Raw genomic sequence first — 20,443 nt, 5'->3', positions numbered from 1 at the left:
CGAAGGCGTGCAGGCGCGACATCAGCCAGGCGGCATGCCAGCCGGCTTCCCGGTCCTGGTCGTAGAGGGCACCGAGTGCCGCTGCCGGCGGGTAGTCGGGCGCCAGCGGCGGGCGCAGCCGCTGCACGCGCCCACCTTCCTGATCGATGAAGACCGGCGCGTTCTCCCGTCCCGTACTGTCGCGCATCGCAGCGACGAGATCGCGCACCTGCTCCACCTCGGCGATGTTGCGTGCAAACAGGATGAAGCCCCAGGGGCGCTCGTCGCGGTAGAAAGCCGCTTCGTCGCGCTCGAGCCGGGTGCCGGCGGCCCCGAGAATCATCGCCTTTGATTCGCTCATGCCAAAAGCATAGCCGGATCTGCCCGGATTGGACACGCCCGGTCCTGCCGGCCTCCCCGCCTGAGGGACAGCACTACTGCGAGACGAAGCAGTTTCCGCCGGCGGATTTCAACTGGCTGCAGAGCCGGACGGCTTCGTCCTTGGAGGAGGACGGGATGCGCACCCGGTAGTATGTCCCCTTCCCGGCAATGTCGGCCTTGACGATGTTGACGCCCCTGCCCTGCAGAAGATTGCCGTAACGCTGGGCCAGTTCCTGGTAGGACTGCTGCGCATCCTGCGCGGAGGGCTGGGAGGCGATCTGCACCGACCAGCCGGAAGCGGCCGCCGAGGGTGGGACCGGCTGCGATTCAGCGGCCGCTACCTGCGTCGGCGCCGAATTCGATTGCGCGGTCTGCGAAGCCTGCCCACTCGGCTGCTGCTGTGTATTGGCGATGTTGGCCGGGCGCGAGGGTGGAATGGGAGCCGAACTCGGGATCGGAGCGTCCGTCGTCTCGGGAGCGTCCGTCGTCTCGGTTGCGCCGGCGGTGTCCACCGCCGCCGTCTCGGCAGTGTCGGGCGCATTGCCCTCCGCCGCCGCACTTTGCCCTCCGGCAGGAGCCGATTGCCCTCCGGCAGAGGCCGAGGCAGTCTCCTGCGGCTCGGGCATTTCTCGTGGCACCATCGTGCCGTCGGGCCGCACCACCAGGGAGCGGACACGGCGCGGCGCGAGTGCCGCGACTTCCGTTTCGCCCGCGGCGGCTTCCTCGAGCGAATTGTCCAGACGGTCCTCGCGCTTGTCCGACCCGCCCTCCACCACGGCGGGGGTCGCGCCGGACGAACCCGTCACGCCCGGGAGGTCGAGCGGTTCCTCGGCGGTGGAGACGAGCTCCGCCTGCGCCGGAACGGCATCGCCCGCTTCCTCTCCGGAAACGCGCTTGTAGACCTGGTTGTCCTGATTGGGAATGACGGTCCCGCCGGGATCCTCCGGCTGCACCTTCACAGGCTCGTTGTCCGCCTTCACCAGCACGGGACCGGAGGATTCGCCGCCATTGAACGTCAGCGCGAAAACCGTCACTCCGCCGAGGATGACGACACCACCCGCCACGGCGGCCGCAAGGAGCGCCCGCGATCCGGAACGGCCACGTTCGGTTTCGACGGGAGGTTCGATCCCCGGCGCTGGCGCCAATCCTGCCCCGACAGGTTGTTCCGGCAGATGCTCCCAGTCGCGGGAATAGGTCTCGGTGAAATCGCCGTTCAGGTCTTCCGGATAGGGCGCTTCGGCCGGCCCGGAAGCGTTGGCCGCCGTGCCGGCGACCCCCAGCCCCGCCGCAATGCCGGCAGCCAGAAATTCGTCAAGACGTTCGTCCTCGGAAGGGGAAGCAGGCGCGGCATCGATCGCCGCCGCCTCGGTTTCTTTCCAGTTCGCCTCCGAAACTTCCGGCAGATCGCCCGTCTCGCCGAAGGCGCCCGCCAGCAGTTCGTCGATCTCGTCGAGTTCCGCCGCCGGCTTCACCTCCTCGCGATGGGGGACGTCCGGAACGTCGAGCGTGTCGGCAACAGCGACCGCCTCCTCGGGGACGTCGACGGTCTCGATCTCGGGGGGCAGTTCCGCAGCACCCGCATAAGGCAGCGCTTCCTGGGGATCGTCCGCTTGCGTGGAAAGTTCCTCGACATGCGGCTTGTCATTGCCGCCGAATATATGCTCCAGCGACCAGTCACCGAACGCTCCACCAGAACTGTCGTCGGTGGATTGGGGCAACGGCGCAGGCTCTTCTGCCTGTGCCGTATCCTCCTCCCGCCCGGTGGGAAGCGCCAGTTCCGGCGCCAGACGATAGGTCGCGGTGGCGGCATCGGCGGCGGTGAAGATGCTTGCCGGCAACGGCTCGGGATCGGTCTCGGCGGTCACGTCTTGCCGTTGCGGCGCCTCCGCCTCCTGAAAAGACGCGAACGACAGAGCCGCCTCCAGCGAAGCGGGCTCGGCTCTGTCGGCGAAAACTTCGTCACCAGCGCTTTCGGGAGAAGTGAAATCGGAATCGAGCGCGGCGAAATCCTCCTCGCGGATCACGAAGGGCTCAACCTCGCCATCGCCCTCCCCGAATCCCTCCTGCCGCGGCGCGCTCGCATCCGGCGCGCCAAAACCATCCTGAGGAAATTCCGGCTGGGCGGGAACGGACGCTTCATCATCTGCCGAGAAGGCCTGATCCAGGCCTGCCTCGAGGGCGGCATCCAGTTCGGAATCGGCAAACCCCGACATCTCCGCCTCGGCTTCCCGTGCGGGTTCGGCATACGCCTGCGCGGACGCAACATCTTGCGGCAAATGCGGCTCGACCGGCTCGATTTCGGAAATGCCTGACTCGACAGGCTGTTCTTCTTGCGGCACAGCAGGATGGAGGGTAAAGGTCTCGCCCTCCTGCGGTGCGTCGGGTTCGTTCTCGTCGAGCCCGCCCATCAGTTCGTTCTCGAGCTCGAGCGCGAGATCGTCCGCCGGCTGCTCCTCCGCTGCCGGGCGTGACTCCGGGCGCGGATTGTGCCCCATGATTCGCGTCAGTTCCGCGAAGGGGTCGTCCTGGGTCAGATCGTTCCGATCCGCCGCGTTCGAATAATTGCTGTCAGCCATGCCTTTTCCCACACTCGGTCGGACGCCGGCGACGTCACACTTGAAGTTGGCCCTATCAGCGCATTGTGGGCAAAAGGTGACAGTTTTCCGCCTGCGATTTCAGCGCATTTCTGCCGGCGCATCCACCCCCACGAGCGCCAATCCAGAACTCACCACGTCGCCAACGGCCTGCACCAAACCCAGCCTAGCGCGGGTTAACTCTGGATCGTTAACTTTAACAAATCGTAAGTCGTCTGTCTCGGTGCCCCGGTTCCACTGTGCATGGAACTGGCTGGCGAGGTCGTAGAGGTAGAAGGCGACGCGGTGCGGCTCCAGCGCCTCGGCAGCACTTTCGATCAGACGCGGGTACTCTGCCAGCTTGCGGATGAGCGCGATCTCGCCCTCGTCCTTGAGCCGGTGCAGCGCGCTGCGCATGGCCTCGCGATCGAAGTGGTCGACGCCGAGTTGCTCGCGTGCCTGGCGGAAAACGGAGTGGCAGCGTGCCGAGGCATACTGCACGTAGAAGGCAGGATTGTCCTTGGACTGCTCTGTCACCTTGGCGAAATCGAAGTCGAGCGGCGCATCCGATTTGCGGTAGAGCATCATGAAGCGCACGGGATCGCGCCCCACCTCGTCGATGACCTCGCGCAGCGTGATGAACTCCCCTGCCCGCTTCGACATGCGCACCGGCTCGCCGCCGCGATAGAGCTTGACGAGTTGGCACAACAGAACTGTGAGCTCCAGTTCGCCGCCGGAGATCGCCCGGGCGAGCGCTTCCAGGCGCTTTACATAGCCGCCATGGTCGGCCCCCAGCACATAGATCAGCTTCTCGAAGCCGCGCGCGTATTTGTCCTTCATGTAAGCCACATCGGCGGCGAAATAGGTGAAGCTGCCGTCGGACTTGATCAGCGGCCGGTCTATGTCGTCCCCCACCTCCGTGGAGCGGAAGAGCGTCTGCTCGCGATCTTCCCAGTCCTCAGGAAGCTGCCCCTTGGGCGGCGGCAGCTTGCCCTTGTAGACGTGCCCCTTCATGGTCAGGTCGTTGATGGCCGAACGGATCGCCCCGCCATTGCCGGCATGCAGCGAGCGTTCGGAGAAGAAGACGTCGTGGTGCACGTTGAGGGCCGCGAGATCGTCGCGGATCAACGCCATCATGGCATCGATGGCGCGGTCTCTGACGGTGGCCAGCGCGTCCGCCTCGGGCATTTCGAGAAGTTTCGTTCCGAACTCCTCGGCGAGCGCCCGGCCGACCGGCACGAGATATTCGCCCGGATAGAGGCCTTCGGGGATCTCGAGCACGTCCTCGCCCAGCGCTTGCCGGTAACGCAACATCACCGAGCGTGCCAGCATGTCGATCTGCGCACCGGCGTCGTTGATGTAGTACTCCTTGGTGACGTCGTACCCGGCAAAGGACAGGAGATTGGCCAGGGCATCGCCCACCACGGCACCGCGGCAATGGCCCACATGCATTGGGCCGGTGGGATTGGCCGAGACAAACTCGACATTGACCTTGTGCCCGGCACCCACCTGCGAGCGGCCGTAGTCGGTGGCCAATCCCAGCATTTCGCCGAGCCGCGCCTGCCAGAAACCGTCGCCGAGCCTGAGATTGACGAATCCGGGGCCGGCCACGCTGGTTTCGGCCACGTCCGGATCCTCGGCAAGGACCGCCGCCAGCCGCTCGCCAAGGGCGCGCGGGTTTTCGCCCGCGGCCTTGGAAAGAACCATCGCGGCGTTGGTGGCTAGGTCGCCGTGGCTGGGATCGCGCGGCGGCTCGATGGTGACACGCGAGAAGTCGAGCGTCCTGCCTTCCTGGGCCTCGAGGCCGAGCGCCTTCACGGCGTTGAGGACCCGATCGGAAAAATCGGCGAAAATGTTCATGGGGAGATGTCCCGGATCAAGATACCATCGGCTGGGCGCACGCCGCCGCAAGCCGCCTGCGGCCTATCGCAAATCCGGAGAACGGTCAAACAGGCGCTCGTGTTCTTTCAGGGCGTAGGTATCGGTCATGCCGGCCAGGAAATCGGCCACCGCACGCGCCTTGATGCGCGCCTCCGCCCGGTCGAGTCCTTCGCGCCACCCCTCCGGCATCTTGCGCGGATCGGCGAAGTAGGCATCGAACAGCTCGCGCACCACGCGGTCGGCGCGGCTGCGTACGGCCAGCACGTCCGGGTGACGGTAGAGATTGGCGTAGAGGAAGGATTTCAGTTCCTTCTCCTGCGCCGCCATTCGGGGAGAAAATGCGACGATTGTGCGTCCGGCATCCCGCACCTCGTCCACTGAACGAGGATTCAGGACGCCGAGATTGGCGCGCACCGTCGCGATCACGTCCTCGACCATCAGCGTGATCTGCCGGCGCATCAGCTCATGGCCCGTGCGTACCGGATCGAGATCGGGATAGCGCTCCTTGACCGCGTCGAGGATGCGGCCGGGCAGCGCCACCGTGCACAGCATGTCGAGCGTGATCAGCCCGGAGCGCAATCCGTCATCAATGTCATGCGCGTCATAGGCGATGTCGTCGGCGATCGCCGCGCACTGCGCCTCCAGGCTCGCGAAGCGGTCGAGCTCGAGATCGTGCAGCGCCGAATAGGCGCTTATGGCGCGCGGCACCGGCCCCTCCAGCCCGTTGCCGTCCCTGTCGGTCAAAGGTCCGTTGTGCTTGACGAGACCTTCCAGCGTCTCCCATGCGAGATTGAGCCCGTCGAATTCGGCATAGCGCCGCTCCAGCCGCGTCACGACGCGCAGGGATTGCGCGTTGTGGTCAAAGCCGCCCCAAGGCGCCATCTCGTCGTTCAGCGCCTCCTCGCCCGTGTGGCCGAAAGGAGTGTGTCCGAAATCGTGCACCAGCGCCACGGCCTCGGCCAGGTCCTCGTCGCAGCACAGCGCGCGCGCCAGCGCCCGGGCGATTTGCGCCACCTCGATCGAGTGGGTGAGTCGGGTGCGGTAGTGATCACCCTCGTGGGCGATGAAGACCTGGGTCTTGTGCTTCAGGCGGCGAAAGGCGGTGGAATGAATGATTCGGTCGCGGTCACGCTGGAAAGGCGTGCGGGTCCGACTTTCGGGTTCCGGGTGGAACCGCCCGCGCGAGCGTGCCGGATCGCAGGCGTAGGCCGCGCGCGGCCGGTAGCCGAAGCCGATGCCGTCGAGATCTGCCGGGCCTGCCATGTCTGCCGCTTGTTGACTTGCCGTCTCAGCGTTCATACCTATGATCCGTGTGTGAAAGCAAGGTGACCTCCCATGGGCATTGATGCGAAGACCGATATGAAGGGCGTCGATCTCACCGAGGCGGCGGCCAAACGCATCGTGCAGATTCTCAAGGACGAACCCGGCAAGATGGGGCTTCGCGTGTCCGTGGAGGGCGGCGGCTGCTCCGGCTTCTCCTATAAGTTCGACCTCGTGGAGAGCCGCAACGACGACGACTCCATCATCGAGAAGGACGGTGCGACGGTGCTGATCGACGAGCTCTCCCTGGTCTATATGGGTGGCTCGGTCATCGATTTCGTCGACGATCTGATCGGCCAGTCCTTCCAGATCAGGAATCCGAATGCCGTCGCATCCTGCGGCTGCGGAACGAGCTTCTCGATCTGAGCATCCTCAGCCCGGGCACCGGAAGCAACGCTTTCGCCTTTTCATTCAGCAACTTTGCGATCCATTTTCCCATGGAACTTCGGAACCGCGCCCCCGCACAGCGGTTATACCGAAGAGGAATACCGAGGAGTTTGGACCGATGCTGAAGAGAATGCTCAAAGCCGCCGTCTTCGCCGGTGGGATTCTCCTTCCCGGCGCGGCTTTGGCGGTGCCGGCCATGGTGACGGCGGATCTCAACGTGCGGAGCGGGCCGGGCACGCAACATCAACGCATCGCGACGATCCCCAACGGCTATCGTGTCGACGTGGACGGCTGCCTGCGCGGTTACAACTGGTGCCGCGTCGATTGGGCCGGCCCTTCTGGCTGGGTGTCGGGCAACTATCTCGCCTATCTCGAAGGCGGTTATCGGCAACCTTTGCCGCAAGTCGGCGTCGGGATCGGCGTTCCCATCATTCGTTTCGAGATCGACCGGGACCGGGATCGGTACGATCGCCGCTGGCGTCACCGCGACCGGTGGGACCGTGACCGGCGGCACCGGGACCGGGATTGGCGGCGGGATCGCGATCGTCATGCCGGGTGGCGTGACCGCGACCGTGGCCGGGACCGGAACCGGAACCGTGGCCGGGACCGCGAAGACACGCCGGACTGGCTCAGGGATTGGGTGCCACCCTGGGAGCGGGACTGAGGCGAAAGGACCGCCCCGGCGGTCCTTTTTCAATCGGTAACCGCCCGCAGTTCGTCCAGGTTTTTCGCGTTTGAAAGAAAGAGCGCGATGGGCTGCAACGTTTTCACCCGCGCGAAGGCGATGGTGATAGCCATCGTCATGGGAACGGCGAGAAGCGCACCCAAAAGCCCCCACACCCAGGTCCAGAACATCAGAGCCACCAGAACCACAAGCGGCGAAAGCGACAATTGCCGTCCCTGCAGCCTCGGGTCGACATAGTTGCCCATCACCTGCTCGATGACGATCAGCCCGGCGGCAATGATCAACGCCGTCGCGGGATCACGTTGAAGAAAGGCAAGTCCCACCGGCAGGGCCCCGGCGATCAAGGAGCCGATCGTGGGAATGAAGTTCAGCAGGAAAGCCAAAAGCCCCCACACCAAAACGAAATCGAGCCCCCACCACCAGATCCAGGACATATACAGAAGCGCCGTTGCAACGCCGAGCACCGTCCGCACCACGAGGTAGCGGCGGAACCGGGAGGCCGTCGCCTCGACCACGTGGTATAGTGTCCGGCCTTCGGTTTGTGATGTTGCGGCTGAGACTTTCGCCATAAAGGACGGCGTCTCCACGAGCATCAACAAGACCAGAAAGAAGAGCAGGGTCAAAATCCCACCGGAACTCCAGATCGACTGCACGACGGTGGTCGCAAGCGACATCAGCGGATCGATCAGGCGTTCGACGACCGGCGTGTCGCCACCGCCCTGCTCTTCGGCAACGGCCATCCACTGGCCGATCCGATCGGCGAATTGTTGCAACGCGGTCTGATAGCGCGCGAGCCCGGTTGCCAACTGGCGCGCGGCAAAGAGAATGCCCAGCGAGAATAGCGCGAAGACTGACACCATGACCGCCAGCGCGGCCGCATGGCCGATCCACGCGAGCGGGCGCGGCATGTGCCGGCTGATCCAGGTGTCGACCGGCCAGATCGCAAGTGCGGCAAAGAAAGCCATTGCGAATGTCGAGGTGATCCACGCGGTCTGACGCAGGGCTGTCACGATCAGAATGGTTGCGATGGCAAAGAGCAACCAGAACGCGGCGCCCGGCGCCTGCGGTCCCTCCGGCCCTCCACCGGCCCTGGTGGTCGCCTCTGTCAACGCCTACTCCTCTCCGGAGGAATTACCACGCCAGCGCTCGTCACTGCTGCCGGTCTGTTCGGTGACGCCAAAGCGCTGCACCTGGGCGGACCGCGGAAAGCGGTCGGGCAATTCCGCCGCAAGGAGTCCCTGGAGCAGCTTCATCGCACGCTCGATGGTGCGGCTGCGGCCCATCTCGCCACTGCCGGAAGACGGACAGGCCAAACGCACCGAGACCGTCTCACCGCCATCCCCGACAAAGACGACATTGGCCCAAACGCTGTTGTCGCCTTCCCGTGCGATGACTGTATCGACGATACGCAAGTCCCTTCCTCCGCTCGCATGGTCTCAACTGACGAATGGCTGCCGTCGTTCCAGGCGTTGCTCATTCGTCTTGCGGTGTCGTGGGACGCGTCTCCTCCGTCTCCATCGGAGCGCTGTAGCGGGCATCGGGGCCGCCCGAGGTGGTATCGGGAGCGGTGCGGTAGCCGAAGTCGAAGAACAGGAAAAGCGCGAGAACAACCACCACCACAATCGCCGCTGCGACCAGCACCCGCCTGTCCATTCCCCAGCGCCTCGGCCCGCGGTCGTTGGCCATCTTCTCGTCCTTCCTTCTCGTCAGCCGGTGGCCGGCCTGTCCCGCACCTCCGTCTCGGGCCGGTCCTCTCCCGGTTCGGTTTCCTCATGCCAGCGACCTTCACCGTCCTGGTACTGGATGAACGTGTCGCTGCCGGCACTCTCATGGGCGGCCGCTGCCTGACGGGCGGCGCTGTCAGCCTCGCGCCTTGTCGCGAAGGTTTCGGAATAGACGTCGTCCACCTTGTAGGCCCAGCCACCATCGTGCTCGACCACCTCATAGGTGACATGCACCGGCGCTGCGCCGCGCGGTCCGCCTTCCCCGCGCATGTCGGAAAGAAGCGCCGACCGCCCGTGGCGCTCCTTCCGCCACTTGAGGAAACGATAGAGCCCGAAGGTCCCGAGTGCGAGCAAAACGAACCGCATATCCTTCTCCTGCCTGGGGCCTGTCTCATTCTGGCCGCGCAGTCCAACGCCGGCGGGGAACGACATGTTCCCTTCCGTGTCGGTCGTCTGGCGGGAGCGTGTCGGATAAGCGGTTTGACGGCCGGGGCGATTGGATTACTGTGCGCGGCACTGCCGGCATACGAGGTCAATTTTCATGAAGATCGCCACCTGGAACATCAACGGCGTGAAGGCGCGCATCGAGAATCTCCTGCACTGGCTGGGAGATGCCGATCCCGACATCGTCTGCCTGCAGGAGATCAAGTCGGTCGACGAGCAGTTCCCGCGCGAACCGATCGAGGCGCTCGGCTATCATGTCGAGACGCACGGACAGAAGGGCTTCAACGGCGTGGCGATCTTGTCGAAGCTGCGTTTCGACGAGGTCAGCCGCGGGCTTCCCGGCAATGACGGCGACGAGCAGGCGCGCTTCATCGAAGGCGTGTTCTCCACCGCCTCGGGCGCCCTGCGCGTGGTCTCCCTCTACCTTCCAAATGGAAATCCCGTCGCCAGTGAAAAGTTCGCCTACAAGCTGGGTTGGCTGGATCGGCTCGAGCATTGGACGAAGGCGCGGCTCAAATTGGAGGAGCCGCTGGTGCTTGCCGGCGACTACAATGTCATTCCCCAGCCTGATGATGTCAGGAACGCCGAAGCCTGGCTGGACGATGCACTGTTTCAGCCGGAAAGCCGGCAAGCCTTCCGCAGGCTTGCCCATCTTGGCCTGACCGACGCGGTGCGCGCCGTCACCGACGATCCGGGCACCTACACTTTCTGGGACTACCAGGCGGGCGCCTGGCAGAAGAACAACGGCATCCGCATCGACCATCTGATGCTGTCGCCGGAAGCGGCGGACAGCCTCTCGTCCGCCTCCGTCCAGAAGCACACCCGCGCCTGGGAAAAACCGTCCGACCACGTTCCGGTGGTTGCGGATCTGGCGCTTGCGGCCGCCTGACCCGACGCTTGATCGTCCGGGCTTACTTCAGGCCGTTTTCGCGAATGTCGTCTGCAAGCGCGATCGCCGTGCGCCGGTCGGCTTCGCCGGCAAGCGCGAAAGCCCGTTCCTGCATGTCGCGGATCCAGGGCACATCAGCCGGCGCGGCATTTTCGAGAGCACTCGTCAGCAAGGCCAGCCCGCGGACGATCTGCTCGCTGTTGCCGCTCTGAAACAGGAGATTGCCGAGCGTCGCCTGGGCGCCGGCATGCCCCTTTTCCGCCGCAAGCTGAAGCCAGCGCGCCGCCTGTTGGACATTGCGGGTGCCGCCCTCGCCCGAGAGCAGCATCTGGCCGACCTCGTACTGCGCCTCACGATTGCGGTAGGCGGCCGCGGCACGCATGAAATATTCCTGGGCGGCGGCGGGGTTGGCCTCCACGGGTGTATCCGGGATTCCGTTCTTGAGATAACGGCCGATGGCGACCAGCGCATCGGAGATATAGGTCTCGTCCCGGCTTCCGGGGTGCACCTCGTGCTGGATCACCGCGGAAAAGAACTTGAAGGCCTCGTAATGGTTACGTGGTACCCCGTCGCCTTCGGCATACATGCGGGCGAGCTTCCAGCGCGCACCCACCTGGCCGTTTTCGGCGGCGTAGCGATAGGCTTCCACCGCTTCTTCCTTCTTGCCCTTCTTGTAGGCCGAAAAGCCGAAGCGGAAGACGTCCCAAGGGCTGCGCTCGGATTCCTTGACGACGGCCTTCTCGTCAAGGGCCGCCGCCGGTCCCACGGCCCCGAACAGCACCAGGGCAGCGACCAGGAGGCTTCCGGCGAATTGCTCAGATGTCCGCATAGCAGTGCGTCTCTTTCTCGCCCCCCGGATGCGTAACGGCGCCGTGGCGGGCGGAGCCGACCGTCTGCGCGTATTTCCAAAGCGCCCCCGACCGGTAGTCCGTGTCACGCGGTGTCCAGCCTTTCAGCCGTGTAGCCAATTCCTCATCCCCGAGCGCGACATCGATCGTGCCGGCCACCGCGTCGATGGTGATCACGTCGCCATCGTGCAGAAGACCGATCGGTCCGCCGATCGCGGCCTCCGGCCCCACATGGCCGATGCAGAAACCGCGTGTCGCGCCGGAGAACCGGCCGTCGGTGATGAGCGCCACCTTGTCGCCCATGCCCTGGCCATATAGGGCGGCGGTGGTGGCCAGCATCTCGCGCATGCCCGGGCCACCCTTGGGACCCTCGTAACGGATGACCAGCACCTCGCCTTCTCGATAGCGGCGCTCGTTGACGGCGGCAAAGCACGCCTCTTCCGAATCGAAGCAGCGCGCCGGGCCGGAAAAACGCAGGTTCTTCATGCCGGCGACCTTCACGATCGCCCCGTCGGGCGCCAGGTTGCCCTTCAAGCCGACGACGCCGCCTGTCGGGGTGATCGGTCGGTCGGCCGGACGCACCACATCCTGCGCATCGTTCCAGCGCACATGCGCCATGTTCTCGGCCAGCGTACGGCCGGTGACGGTCATGCAATCGCCGTGCAGGTAACCGTGCTCCAGGAGCGTCTTCATCAGAAGCGGAATGCCGCCGGCCTCGAACATGTCCTTGGCCACGTATTTGCCGCCCGGCTTCAGGTCGGCGATGTAAGGCGTCTTCTTGAAGATCTCCGCCACGTCGAAGAGGTCGAAGGCGATCCCCGCCTCATGGGCGATGGCCGGCAGGTGCAGCGCCGCGTTGGTCGAGCCGCCGGAGGCAGCGACCACGGCGGCCGCGTTTTCCAGGGACCTGCGGGTGATGATGTCGCGCGGGCGGATCTGCTGGGCCACCAACTCCATCACCTTCTCGCCCGAGGCGTAGTTGAAGCGGTCGCGCATCTCGTAAGGCGCCGGCGCACCGCAGGAATAAGGCAACGCCAGACCGATAGCCTCGGCGACGGTGGCCATGGTGTTGGCGGTGAACTGGGCGCCGCAGGAGCCGGCCGACGGGCAGGCCGCCTGTTCGATTTCGGTCAGCTCTTCATCCGAAATGCCGCCCACGGAGTGCTGTCCCACGGCCTCAAAGACGTCCTGCACCGTGATGTCGCGGCCGCGATAGGAGCCCGGCAGGATGGAGCCGCCATAGATGAAAACCGAAGGCACGTTGAGCCGCACCATCGCCATCATCATGCCCGGCAGGGACTTGTCGCAACCGGCGAGACCGACCAGCGCGTCGTAGCAATGACCCCGCATGGTCAGCTCGACCGAGTCGGCGATCACCTCGCGCGAAACCAGGGAGGCCTTCATGCCCTGGTGTCCCATGGCGATGCCGTCGGTCACGGTAATGGTGGTGAATTCGCGCGGCGTGCCATGGGCCGCCGCCACGCCCTTCTTCACCACCTGTGCCTGGCGCATCAGGGAAATATTACAGGGAGCCGCCTCGTTCCAGCAGGTCGCAACACCGACCAACGGCTGCGCGATCTCCTCCGGAGACAGGCCCATCGCATAGAGATAGGACCTGTGTGGCGCACGCGTCGGTCCGACCGTCACATGACGGCTGGGGAGTTTCTGCTTCAAATTTGCCCATGCGTCCATGATCACCTTCACCGCGAACGGCGGCTTCCTGACACGCTAATGGTTTCGTTGCGCGCCGAGGTGAATTTCGGTGCGCCTGTTTTATGGCGGGAAGTTGGCATTTCCGCCCCCGCCGCTTTCTACACCGTTGCATCTTTAGAAACTGTTGCCTTTGCAACACAGTTGGCAAATGACAGTTTTAGAGGGGTTCTGCGCGTGCGAACGGCCGGCCTGAAGACGCAGGCAAGAGAGCAGTTCCAGGAAAAGTGGAAGCCGGTCTTCCGTCCGGAATTGGCTGGAATAATGGTTGGATCAGTTCACCGTTTTCCGCGAAACGGTGAACTGATCTAAGGAAAAACCCGGCGTTGCCGCCGGGTTCGGCTCGGGCGCGTTCGAGGCTGATCTACCAGCGGACGGCGTATGAGGCCGAGAAAATGGCCGCCCAGCCCGAATCGACCGCGGCGCCCGTCTCGAGCCCTTTCGTGATGTCGACCGCGGCCAGGTGCGAAACACCGGCACCGAGGCGCAATTCACCGCCCATTTCATCCTGAAAACGGGCGCCGGCCGCAACCAGCCACTTGTCGCCACGCAAGTCGTATCCCGTGCTCACGCCACGATCCCATTGGACGCTGAGGGAACCCGAGATGTTTTCGGTGAAGGTGTGCCCGATCCCCGCGGTGATGGTCCATCCGTCACGCCAGTAGTACTGGTTCAGGCTGTCGAGGCTGCCGAGTCCGAGCGCGCTGGCATCGACCACAAGATCGAGCGTTTCGTTGACCGACCAGTCAGTCCATTTGACCGACCCGAAGGCAAGCCAGCCGGGGGCGATCCCCGACTGCAGCTTCAACTCGACGCTCTGCGGCAGTTCGCCGGAACCATAGGCCGGCAGGCTGCCCGGGAAAAGCGGTGTGTTGCCCGAACCGGTGGCGGAATGCGTCGTACCCGAGCGGTAGAGAAGCTGTGCGCGGAACGCGATATCGGGAATTTCATAGCCGACGCCGGCACGCCAGCCATAGGCCCGACTATCCAGGCCGACATTGACGGGAACCGCCCCGAGAACGGGCAGCGTGGGCATGGCCTCCAGCGAATAGTCGAAGCTTTCGAGGAAAGCGCCGCCCAGGACCGACAGCCGGCCTCGGCCCATATCGAAAAACACCGCGCAGGTGGCCCCGAACTCGGACACGGTGAATACCTCCGAGAGCCTGCCGCTCACGCCGTAGGGAACGTCATAGCTCGAGGATGCGCCGTTCGAGTGGGTATAGGTGCCGGCGCAAGCCAGGTTCTCGGAAAACCCGAACTTCACCGCTGCCGTGGGAATGACGTATGTGTCGAGATAGTTTTGGCCCACGACCCCGCCGCTCGTGCTCCCCCCGGGGTTGGCCGTGTATTCTTGCCTCGGCGCGGCAATGATCGCGCCGGCGCGGAAGCTGAAATTCCCCTCGTCATACAGGATATCCGTGTCCGCCGTGCCACGGGAAAATCCCCCGGCCTGCGCACTGGCCGCAACGAGCGCGACCCCCAAGAAGGAATACCCGAAACGGCTGAAACGCATCCGTACCTCCCGTGTCTCGCCATTCGTGGAGACAGGATAGCAAGGGTCTCTTGCCGCACAATTACCATGAGTCGGGTCCGGCTCGCCGAAGCGGTGTCTTTACTTTAACGTAAGCCCCGTTTCCTGTTTCGAGCACGGCCTCCCGCCGCGGAATAAACACAAGTTTGAAGGAATTACATATATGAATCAGTTAGTTGAAGAGAAACCACGTAAGCCGCAGAAAGATTTGTTGTGAAAATGTCACAATCAGCAAGAAAGTCGCTCGCGCATGGGCAGACAGCGCCCGGGACGAGGGGAAAAAGCGCAGGGCCGACCCGGCGAATCGCGTTTCGGGAGAGGAATCGGTCTCAGCCGGCCTCCCGAACCCGCGCCAGCGCGGCCTGAAGGCGCGTCCGCGTCTCCTCGAAGTCGGTCAGTTTCTCACGCTCGCCGGCGACGACCTCCTCCGGAGCGTTGGCGACGAACTTCTCGTTGGCGAGCTTCTTCTCAAGACGCCGGATCTCGTCATTCGTCTTGGAGACCTCTTTTTCCAGCCGGGCAGCCTCGGCATCGAGGTCGATCAGCTCGCCCAACGGCAGGCAGAAGGTGGCTTCGCCCAGGAGAATCTGCGCCGAGCCCTTGGGCGGTTCGCCCGCGAAGCCGACCTCACCGACACGCGCCAGGCGGCGGATCGCGGGCTCGTGGCGGGCAAGGCGCGCGCGCGTCGTTTCGTCAGCACCGATGGCGACCAGGGGGGCGACCGCCGCCGGCGGGATATTCATCTCCGAGCGCACCGAACGGATACCGGAGACCAGATCGACCAGCCAGTTTATGTCGGCGGCCGCCTCTTCGTCCTCGAAATCGGGCATCGGCCAGCGGGTCAGCGCCAGCACGTCTTCCCGCCCCGCCTTGCTGCCGGTTAGCGCCCAGAGCTCCTCCGTCATGAAGGGCATCATGGGATGAAGGAGCTTGTAGATTTCGTCCAGAACATGGGCCGCGCAGGCGCGCGCCTCCGCCTTGGCCGCCTCGTCTTCGCCGGCGAAGACGGGCTTCAGGAGTTCCAGGTACCAGTCGCAGAACAGGCTCCAGACGAAGCGGTAAGCCGCCCCGGCCGCATCGTTGAAGCGGTAGGAAGTGATGCCCTCCGTCACCGTCAGCGCCGCCCTTGTCAGCTCCGTCAGTATCCACCTGTTGATGGCGAGCCGCGCGTTTTCCGGCCGGAAATCGGAATCGCGCTCGACGCCGTTCATCTGCGCAAAGCGCGTGGCGTTCCAGAGCTTGGTGCCGAAATTGCGGTAGCCGGCGATGCGCGCCGGGTCGAGCTTCACGTCCCGGCCCTGGGCCGCCATGATGGCGAGCGTGAAGCGCAGCGCATCGGCGCCATATTCATCGATCAGTTCCAGCGGATCGATGACATTGCCCTTGGACTTCGACATCTTGGCGCCGTTCTTGTCACGCACCAGCGCATGGACATAGACGGTGTGAAACGGCTCCTCGTCCATGAAGTGCAGGCCGACCATCATCATCCGGGCAACCCAGAAGAAGATGATGTCGAAGCCGGTGAACAGCGCCGAGGTCGGGTAATAGGTCTCCAGCGCTCTCGTCCTGTCCGGCCAGCCGAGGGTGGAGAAAGGCCAAAGCGCCGAGGAGAACCAGGTGTCGAGCACGTCCTCGTCGCGGGTGAGGATCTCGCCGGGGGCGAAATTCTCCAGCTTCTCCTCCACCCAGGCCTTCCACGGTCCCTCATGGGAAATATAGTGCTGGACGGCTGCCTCGAGCGCCGTCTCCTCGTCCTTTTCCACGAAGACCTGGCCGTCGGGGCCGTACCAGGCGGGAATCTGGTGCCCCCACCACAATTGCCGCGAGATGCACCAGGGCTGGATGTTCTCCATCCATTCGAAATAGGTCTTTTCCCAGTTCTTCGGCACGAACTTGGTGCGTCCCTCGCGCACGCTGGCGATCGCCGGCTTTGCGAGAGTCTTGGCGTCGACATACCACTGGTCGGTAAGGAAGGGCTCGATGGGCACGCCGCCGCGGTCGCCGTGCGGCACCGTATGGGCATAGGGCTCCACCTTGCCCAGATGTCCGCCCTCCTCCATCATCTCGACGATGCGCTTGCGCGCCTCGAAACGGTCGCGCCCGTGGAGTTCCCCCCAGAGGCGGAGCTGCGCCTCGCTCGGCTCCAAGCCTTCCAGGAAGTCGTCATTGTCGAGGATGTCGATGGCCGCTGCGACGGTCATGATGTTGATCGCGCGCAGGCGATGACGCTTACCGACCTCGAAATCGTTGAAGTCGTGCGCCGGCGTGATCTTGACCGCGCCTGTCCCCTTCTCCGGGTCGGAATATTCGTCGCCAACGATCGGGGCCTTCCGCCCGACGATAGGCAGGATGACGTTCTTGCCGATCAGGTGTTTGTAGCGCTCGTCCTCCGGATGGACCGCGACCGCGGTATCGCCCAGCATGGTCTCGGGTCGGGTCGTGGCGACCGTCAGGTAGGTCCGCTGGTCCTCGGGGTCGAATCGCAGCCCCTCGATCGGGTAGCGGAAGTGCCAGAGATGGCCGTTGGTCTCGACCTGCTCCACCTCTAGATCCGAGATCGCCGTCAGGAGCCTGGGGTCCCAGTTGACCAGCCGCTTGTCGCGATAGATGAGCCCTTCCTTGTAGAGCGTGACGAACACTTCAACGACGGCGCGCGAAAGCCCCTCGTCCATGGTGAAGCGCTCGCGCGACCAGTCGCAGGAGGCACCCAGGCGCTTCAGCTGATTGATGATGACGCCGCCGGACTGCTCCTTCCACTCCCAGACCTTTTCGATAAACTGTTCGCGGCCCAGCTCGCGCCGGTGGATCTGCTGCTCCATGAGCTGCCGCTCCACCACCATCTGCGTGGCTATGCCGGCGTGGTCCATGCCCGGCTGCCACAGCACGTTCTTGCCGCGCATGCGCTCGAAGCGCACCATGATGTCCTGCAGCGTGTTGTTCAGCGCGTGGCCGATATGCAGGGAGCCGGTGACGTTGGGCGGCGGGATGACGATGGTGAAGGGCTCGGCCTCCGGTTCGGCACCGGCGCCGGCGGCAAAGGCGCCCGCCTCTTCCCAGCGTTCGGCGATTCTCTTTTCAACGCGCGAGGCGTCGTAGGTTTTCTCGAGCATCAGGATATCCGCGCTTGGCCAGCGTAACTTCGCTGTCCGGTGTAAAGCTGAAGGGTTTGGGCAAGTCAACCGCGCTTTCCAAAGCGACGCGCCGCTGCTCAGTTCGGCGCCGACGTGCGCTTGCGCTGCAGCAGGATGAGTTCGAAGCCGGTGTCGGGATCGGTGCGTGAGCCGTCCTCTTCAAAACCCGTGCGCCGATAAAAGCGCCGCGCGCCCTCGTTGCGCGCAAAAACCTCCAGCCGCAGGTCTCCCTTGAGCGTGACCGCGTGCGCGATCAGTTGTCGGCCGATTCCCTTCCCTTGCGCTTCCGGCGCGATGAAAAGCCCCCCCGACTTCCGCGGCCTCGTCCGTGGAAAGCAGCCCGAGAAGCCCGACCACCTTCCCATCCCCGTCGGTGGCCACCCAGTTCTCCGCGTGAACGAGATAGACGTCGCGCAGGAGGCGCAGCCGTTCCCCCTCGCCTTCGCCGGGAATGAAGGGGTGCGCGGCCTTCGAAGCCCGGCTCCACAGATCGGACACCTGTGCCTCGTCACCCGCGCGGTAGCGGCGTATTGCGATTTTCATGGGGATCGAATGCTACGGCGCGCTCGCCTCGGCCGCGAGGCGAGCGCAAAAAGTCAGCCGCGGGCGATGCGCTCGATCTCCTCGCGCACCAGCTTCTCGACGATCTGCGGCAGATTGTTGTCCAGCCATTCCTGCAACATCGGGCGCAACATCTCTTCGGCGGCCTCCGTCAGGTTCTTGCGCCGGGTCGCTTCGAACGCCTCGCTGAGTTCACCGAACGCCGCGGCAACCTTGCGCCCGGTATCCTCCGACAGCATCGACGGCCTGGCATCGGCCTCCTCTTCCGTCCGCGCGGCGCGTTCGACCGCGTGCGGCGCGTGCTCGGACAAGCCTTGCCGGGACGGGATATCCCGGTGGAACGCCCCGCCACTGTAAGGCGCTTCCGGCGCTTCGCTCGAGCGCATCGGGAAGGCGGAATGGTCGGCGGACGGCGCGTCGTCCTCGGCGGGCGATCCAGCATCCGCCTCCTGGTCAACCAGCGCGTAAGGCTGCGCCGATGTCGCGCCGGTCTCGGGCGTTGTGTCTTCGCGCCACGAACTGTCGAGGTCCTCGGTCGCCTCTTCAAAGTCCTCGCTCACCGCCGTGCCGGCGGGCGGGGGTTGTGCGTTGGCCGCAGCCACTCTCAACTCGGCGTGGAAGCTGTCCACATCTGCGGCGGTGTTCGCGGGCGCATCGGAAGCGGCCTGCCCTCTCTCCTCCTGCCGGCCCGTTTCATTGTCCTCAATGATGCGCCGGATGGAGGCCAATATTTCTTCCATCGAGGGTTCACGCTGCGCGCTGCTTGCCTGTGCCATTCTATAATATCCGCCGCTTCTGTTCCGCCGCAGTCCGCTCGACGCGGACGTTCGCTGCGGCCGGGGGGCCCTTACGAATCAAGGCAAGGGTAGCGGAGGGACCGTCGGGTGAGAATCCCCCAAGCCGGATTTGACATCTTTTCGCACAGGATTGCCGGTGACAGGCCGCGCGGGTGTTCAGCGCCCGTCCGGCGTACGCAGGCCGAACCACTTGTCCTTGACGGCGTTGTAGTGCTCTTCGGGCTTGTAGCTCGCCACGTTCAACCCCAGCCGGGAAGACGAGAGCCGGCCGATGGCCGAAGCAATGGCATAGCTAGCCGAGACCACGTTGCTCTGGGCGGTTGCCAGATCGATCTGCGCGTTGATGACGTCTTCTTGCGCATCGAGCACGTCGAGCGTGGTGCGCTGGCCGACATTGCGCTCCTCGATGACCCCTTCGAGGGCGAGTTGCGCCGCACTGACCGTTTCGCGGTTTGCCGCCACGCTCTCGACTGCCGCCCGATACTGCGCCCAGGCGGACGTGACGGCATTGCGCACCTGATCGCGGCTGACGTCGACATTGATGCGGGCCCGCCCCAGCGATTCCTTCGACCTGCGCACACGCGCCGACGTCTCCCCCCCCTGATAGATCGGGACGGTCAGACTGAGCCCGATGGTGGCCGAATCGGTGGTGTTGTCGGCACCGGGCGTGGTGGTCGGGTCGGTGTAGCTCCTCTCCACGCTGGCATTGGCCGAAACATTGGGCAGGAGTGCCCCTTCCGCGGATTTGACGGCGAAGGCCGCCGCGTCGACCTCATGTTCCCTGCCGGCGATCGCCGGGTGCTCGGCAAGGCCGATGGCCAACGCCTGATCCAGGCTCGACGGCAGAAGCGACGTGAGCGGTGAAGGCATCTGCAGGGCACCGGGCTCCTGCCCCACCAACTGCCTGTACTGAGCTTCGCTCGCTTCGACCGCGGCACGTGCGGCGGAAAGCTGCGCCTGGGCCGCCTGCCGGCTCGCCTCGGCCTGGGCAAGATCGGTCCGCGTGCCCTCGCCCACCTCCAGGCGCGAACGGGCGGCCCGCACCTGCTCCTGCAGGAACTCGAGATTCTGCTCCCGCAAGGCCGCGATCCGGCGGTCGCGGATAACGGTCATATAGGTGTCAGCGGCGTCGAAGAGCGTGTTCAGTTCCTCGTTGCGCAGCCCCGCCACCGCCGCGCGCACCTGCGCCTCGGCGGCACGCACATTGTTGTGTGTCTGAAATCCGTCGAAGATCGGCTGCCGAAGACTGATCCCGAAGCGGCCGGCCCTGATCTCATCGCCTTCGCGATTCTCGATGCTGAAACTGCCGGTCCCCTGGATCCGCGGGCGCAGACCGGACTTGGCGATCGCCACATCCTCGTCGGTCACGCGGACCCCGGCGCGGGAGAGATTGAGGCTGGAATTGTTCTGATAAGCCATGCCCAGCGCTTCCATCAGCGTCTCGGCGCCGGCCGGTACGGATGTCAGAGCGATTGCGGAAGCAGCCAGCAAAGGCAAAATGCGACGACGAAGGAATGACACGACCAATCTAAACCCCTGTTCGCGTGCAGATTCCGACCGGCCCCTCAGGCTGCCGACGTCCCACGCGGATTGCCTTTTGGC

The 20,443-nt window shown here is 64.7% G+C and carries 18 protein-coding genes and 1 pseudogene; 4 read left to right on the top strand and 15 right to left on the bottom strand.

All coding sequences use genetic code 11. The features are described from left to right. The 4 genes and pseudogenes from ACFP9U_RS08915 to ACFP9U_RS08900 all read right to left on the bottom strand — a co-directional run. Nucleotides 1-340: pseudogene (locus tag ACFP9U_RS08915) on the bottom strand (beta-hexosaminidase); the annotation flags it as partial. A 73-nt stretch (nucleotides 341-413) separates the two neighbouring features. Continuing rightward, a complete protein-coding gene (locus tag ACFP9U_RS08910; protein WP_378620724.1) occupies nucleotides 414-2,936 on the bottom strand; it encodes an SPOR domain-containing protein in 2,523 nt (840 codons plus the stop codon). Between the two features lie 99 nt (nucleotides 2,937-3,035). After that, nucleotides 3,036-4,793, bottom strand: a complete 1,758-nt coding sequence (gene argS, locus ACFP9U_RS08905) for an arginine--tRNA ligase (RefSeq protein ID WP_378620722.1) — start codon at nucleotides 4,791-4,793, stop codon at nucleotides 3,036-3,038. 63 nt (nucleotides 4,794-4,856) lie between these two features. Beyond that, nucleotides 4,857-6,077 (bottom strand): deoxyguanosinetriphosphate triphosphohydrolase, encoded by a 1,221-nt coding sequence (locus ACFP9U_RS08900; protein ID WP_378620720.1) that lies wholly within the window; start codon nucleotides 6,075-6,077, stop codon nucleotides 4,857-4,859. Between the two features lie 72 nt (nucleotides 6,078-6,149). Here ACFP9U_RS08900 and erpA point away from each other — a divergent pair, with 72 nt between their 5' ends. Further along, nucleotides 6,150-6,500 (top strand): iron-sulfur cluster insertion protein ErpA, encoded by a 351-nt coding sequence (gene erpA / locus ACFP9U_RS08895; RefSeq protein WP_378620718.1) that lies wholly within the window; start codon nucleotides 6,150-6,152, stop codon nucleotides 6,498-6,500. Between the two features lie 139 nt (nucleotides 6,501-6,639). Further along, nucleotides 6,640-7,185, top strand: coding sequence for an SH3 domain-containing protein (locus ACFP9U_RS08890; protein ID WP_378620716.1), 546 nt, complete (start codon nucleotides 6,640-6,642; stop codon nucleotides 7,183-7,185). A gap of 29 nt (nucleotides 7,186-7,214) precedes the next feature. Here ACFP9U_RS08890 and ACFP9U_RS08885 read toward each other — a convergent pair whose 3' ends face one another. The 4 genes from ACFP9U_RS08885 to ACFP9U_RS08870 form a co-directional block, all read right to left on the bottom strand. Next, the gene (locus ACFP9U_RS08885) at nucleotides 7,215-8,315 is read right to left on the bottom strand and encodes an AI-2E family transporter (protein ID WP_378620714.1); all 1,101 of its coding nucleotides are present in this window, start codon (nucleotides 8,313-8,315) and stop codon (nucleotides 7,215-7,217) included. Between the two features lie 3 nt (nucleotides 8,316-8,318). After that, the gene (locus ACFP9U_RS08880; protein WP_378620712.1) at nucleotides 8,319-8,618 is read right to left on the bottom strand and encodes a hypothetical protein; all 300 of its coding nucleotides are present in this window, start codon (nucleotides 8,616-8,618) and stop codon (nucleotides 8,319-8,321) included. Nucleotides 8,619-8,679: 61 nt separating this feature from the next. Further along, nucleotides 8,680-8,892, bottom strand: coding sequence for a hypothetical protein (locus ACFP9U_RS08875; RefSeq protein ID WP_378620710.1), 213 nt, complete (start codon nucleotides 8,890-8,892; stop codon nucleotides 8,680-8,682). Nucleotides 8,893-8,912: 20 nt separating this feature from the next. After that, on the bottom strand, nucleotides 8,913-9,296 hold the full coding sequence (locus ACFP9U_RS08870) for a DUF2188 domain-containing protein (protein WP_378620708.1): 384 nt from the start codon (nucleotides 9,294-9,296) through the stop codon (nucleotides 8,913-8,915). Nucleotides 9,297-9,471: 175 nt separating this feature from the next. Here ACFP9U_RS08870 and xth point away from each other — a divergent pair, with 175 nt between their 5' ends. Next, nucleotides 9,472-10,263: an exodeoxyribonuclease III gene (xth, locus tag ACFP9U_RS08865; RefSeq protein WP_378620706.1), complete on the top strand. Its 792-nt coding sequence runs from the start codon at nucleotides 9,472-9,474 to the stop codon at nucleotides 10,261-10,263. Nucleotides 10,264-10,285: 22 nt separating this feature from the next. Here the strand turns inward: xth and ACFP9U_RS08860 are convergent, their stop codons facing one another. Both ACFP9U_RS08860 and ilvD read right to left on the bottom strand, forming a co-directional pair. After that, nucleotides 10,286-11,092, bottom strand: a complete 807-nt coding sequence (locus ACFP9U_RS08860) for a tetratricopeptide repeat protein (protein ID WP_378620704.1) — start codon at nucleotides 11,090-11,092, stop codon at nucleotides 10,286-10,288. Beyond that, a complete protein-coding gene (gene ilvD / locus ACFP9U_RS08855) occupies nucleotides 11,079-12,803 on the bottom strand; it encodes a dihydroxy-acid dehydratase (protein WP_378620702.1) in 1,725 nt (574 codons plus the stop codon). Before ilvD ends, ACFP9U_RS08860 begins: the two co-directional genes overlap by 14 nt. Before the next feature lie 39 nt (nucleotides 12,804-12,842). On the opposite strand from ilvD, the gene ACFP9U_RS08850 reads away from it, so the two are divergent. Further along, complete coding sequence (locus tag ACFP9U_RS08850) at nucleotides 12,843-13,133, top strand: hypothetical protein (RefSeq protein WP_378620700.1); 291 nt, start codon at nucleotides 12,843-12,845, stop codon at nucleotides 13,131-13,133. A 52-nt stretch (nucleotides 13,134-13,185) separates the two neighbouring features. On the opposite strand, the gene ACFP9U_RS08845 is transcribed toward ACFP9U_RS08850, so the two are convergent. From ACFP9U_RS08845 to ACFP9U_RS08825, 5 genes are all read right to left on the bottom strand, one after another. After that, nucleotides 13,186-14,334 (bottom strand): outer membrane protein transport protein, encoded by a 1,149-nt coding sequence (locus tag ACFP9U_RS08845; protein WP_378620698.1) that lies wholly within the window; start codon nucleotides 14,332-14,334, stop codon nucleotides 13,186-13,188. Between the two features lie 347 nt (nucleotides 14,335-14,681). Further along, complete coding sequence (locus ACFP9U_RS08840; RefSeq protein WP_378620696.1) at nucleotides 14,682-17,462, bottom strand: valine--tRNA ligase; 2,781 nt, start codon at nucleotides 17,460-17,462, stop codon at nucleotides 14,682-14,684. Nucleotides 17,463-17,560: 98 nt separating this feature from the next. Continuing rightward, the gene (locus ACFP9U_RS08835; protein ID WP_378620694.1) at nucleotides 17,561-17,848 is read right to left on the bottom strand and encodes a GNAT family N-acetyltransferase; all 288 of its coding nucleotides are present in this window, start codon (nucleotides 17,846-17,848) and stop codon (nucleotides 17,561-17,563) included. 231 nt (nucleotides 17,849-18,079) lie between these two features. Next, nucleotides 18,080-18,820 carry a PopZ family protein gene (locus tag ACFP9U_RS08830; RefSeq protein WP_378620692.1) on the bottom strand — a complete coding sequence of 247 codons (741 nt, stop codon included), beginning with the start codon at nucleotides 18,818-18,820 and terminating at the stop codon, nucleotides 18,080-18,082. A gap of 177 nt (nucleotides 18,821-18,997) precedes the next feature. Continuing rightward, nucleotides 18,998-20,362: a TolC family outer membrane protein gene (locus ACFP9U_RS08825; protein ID WP_378620690.1), complete on the bottom strand. Its 1,365-nt coding sequence runs from the start codon at nucleotides 20,360-20,362 to the stop codon at nucleotides 18,998-19,000. Nucleotides 20,363-20,443 lie beyond the last annotated feature (81 nt).

The organism is Nitratireductor sp. GCM10026969, assembly GCF_042660605.1.
Lineage (GTDB): Bacteria > Pseudomonadota > Alphaproteobacteria > Rhizobiales > Rhizobiaceae > Chelativorans.
Note: the sequence above shows the minus strand (reverse complement) of the source record. Positions and strands in the feature narration are given on the sequence as shown.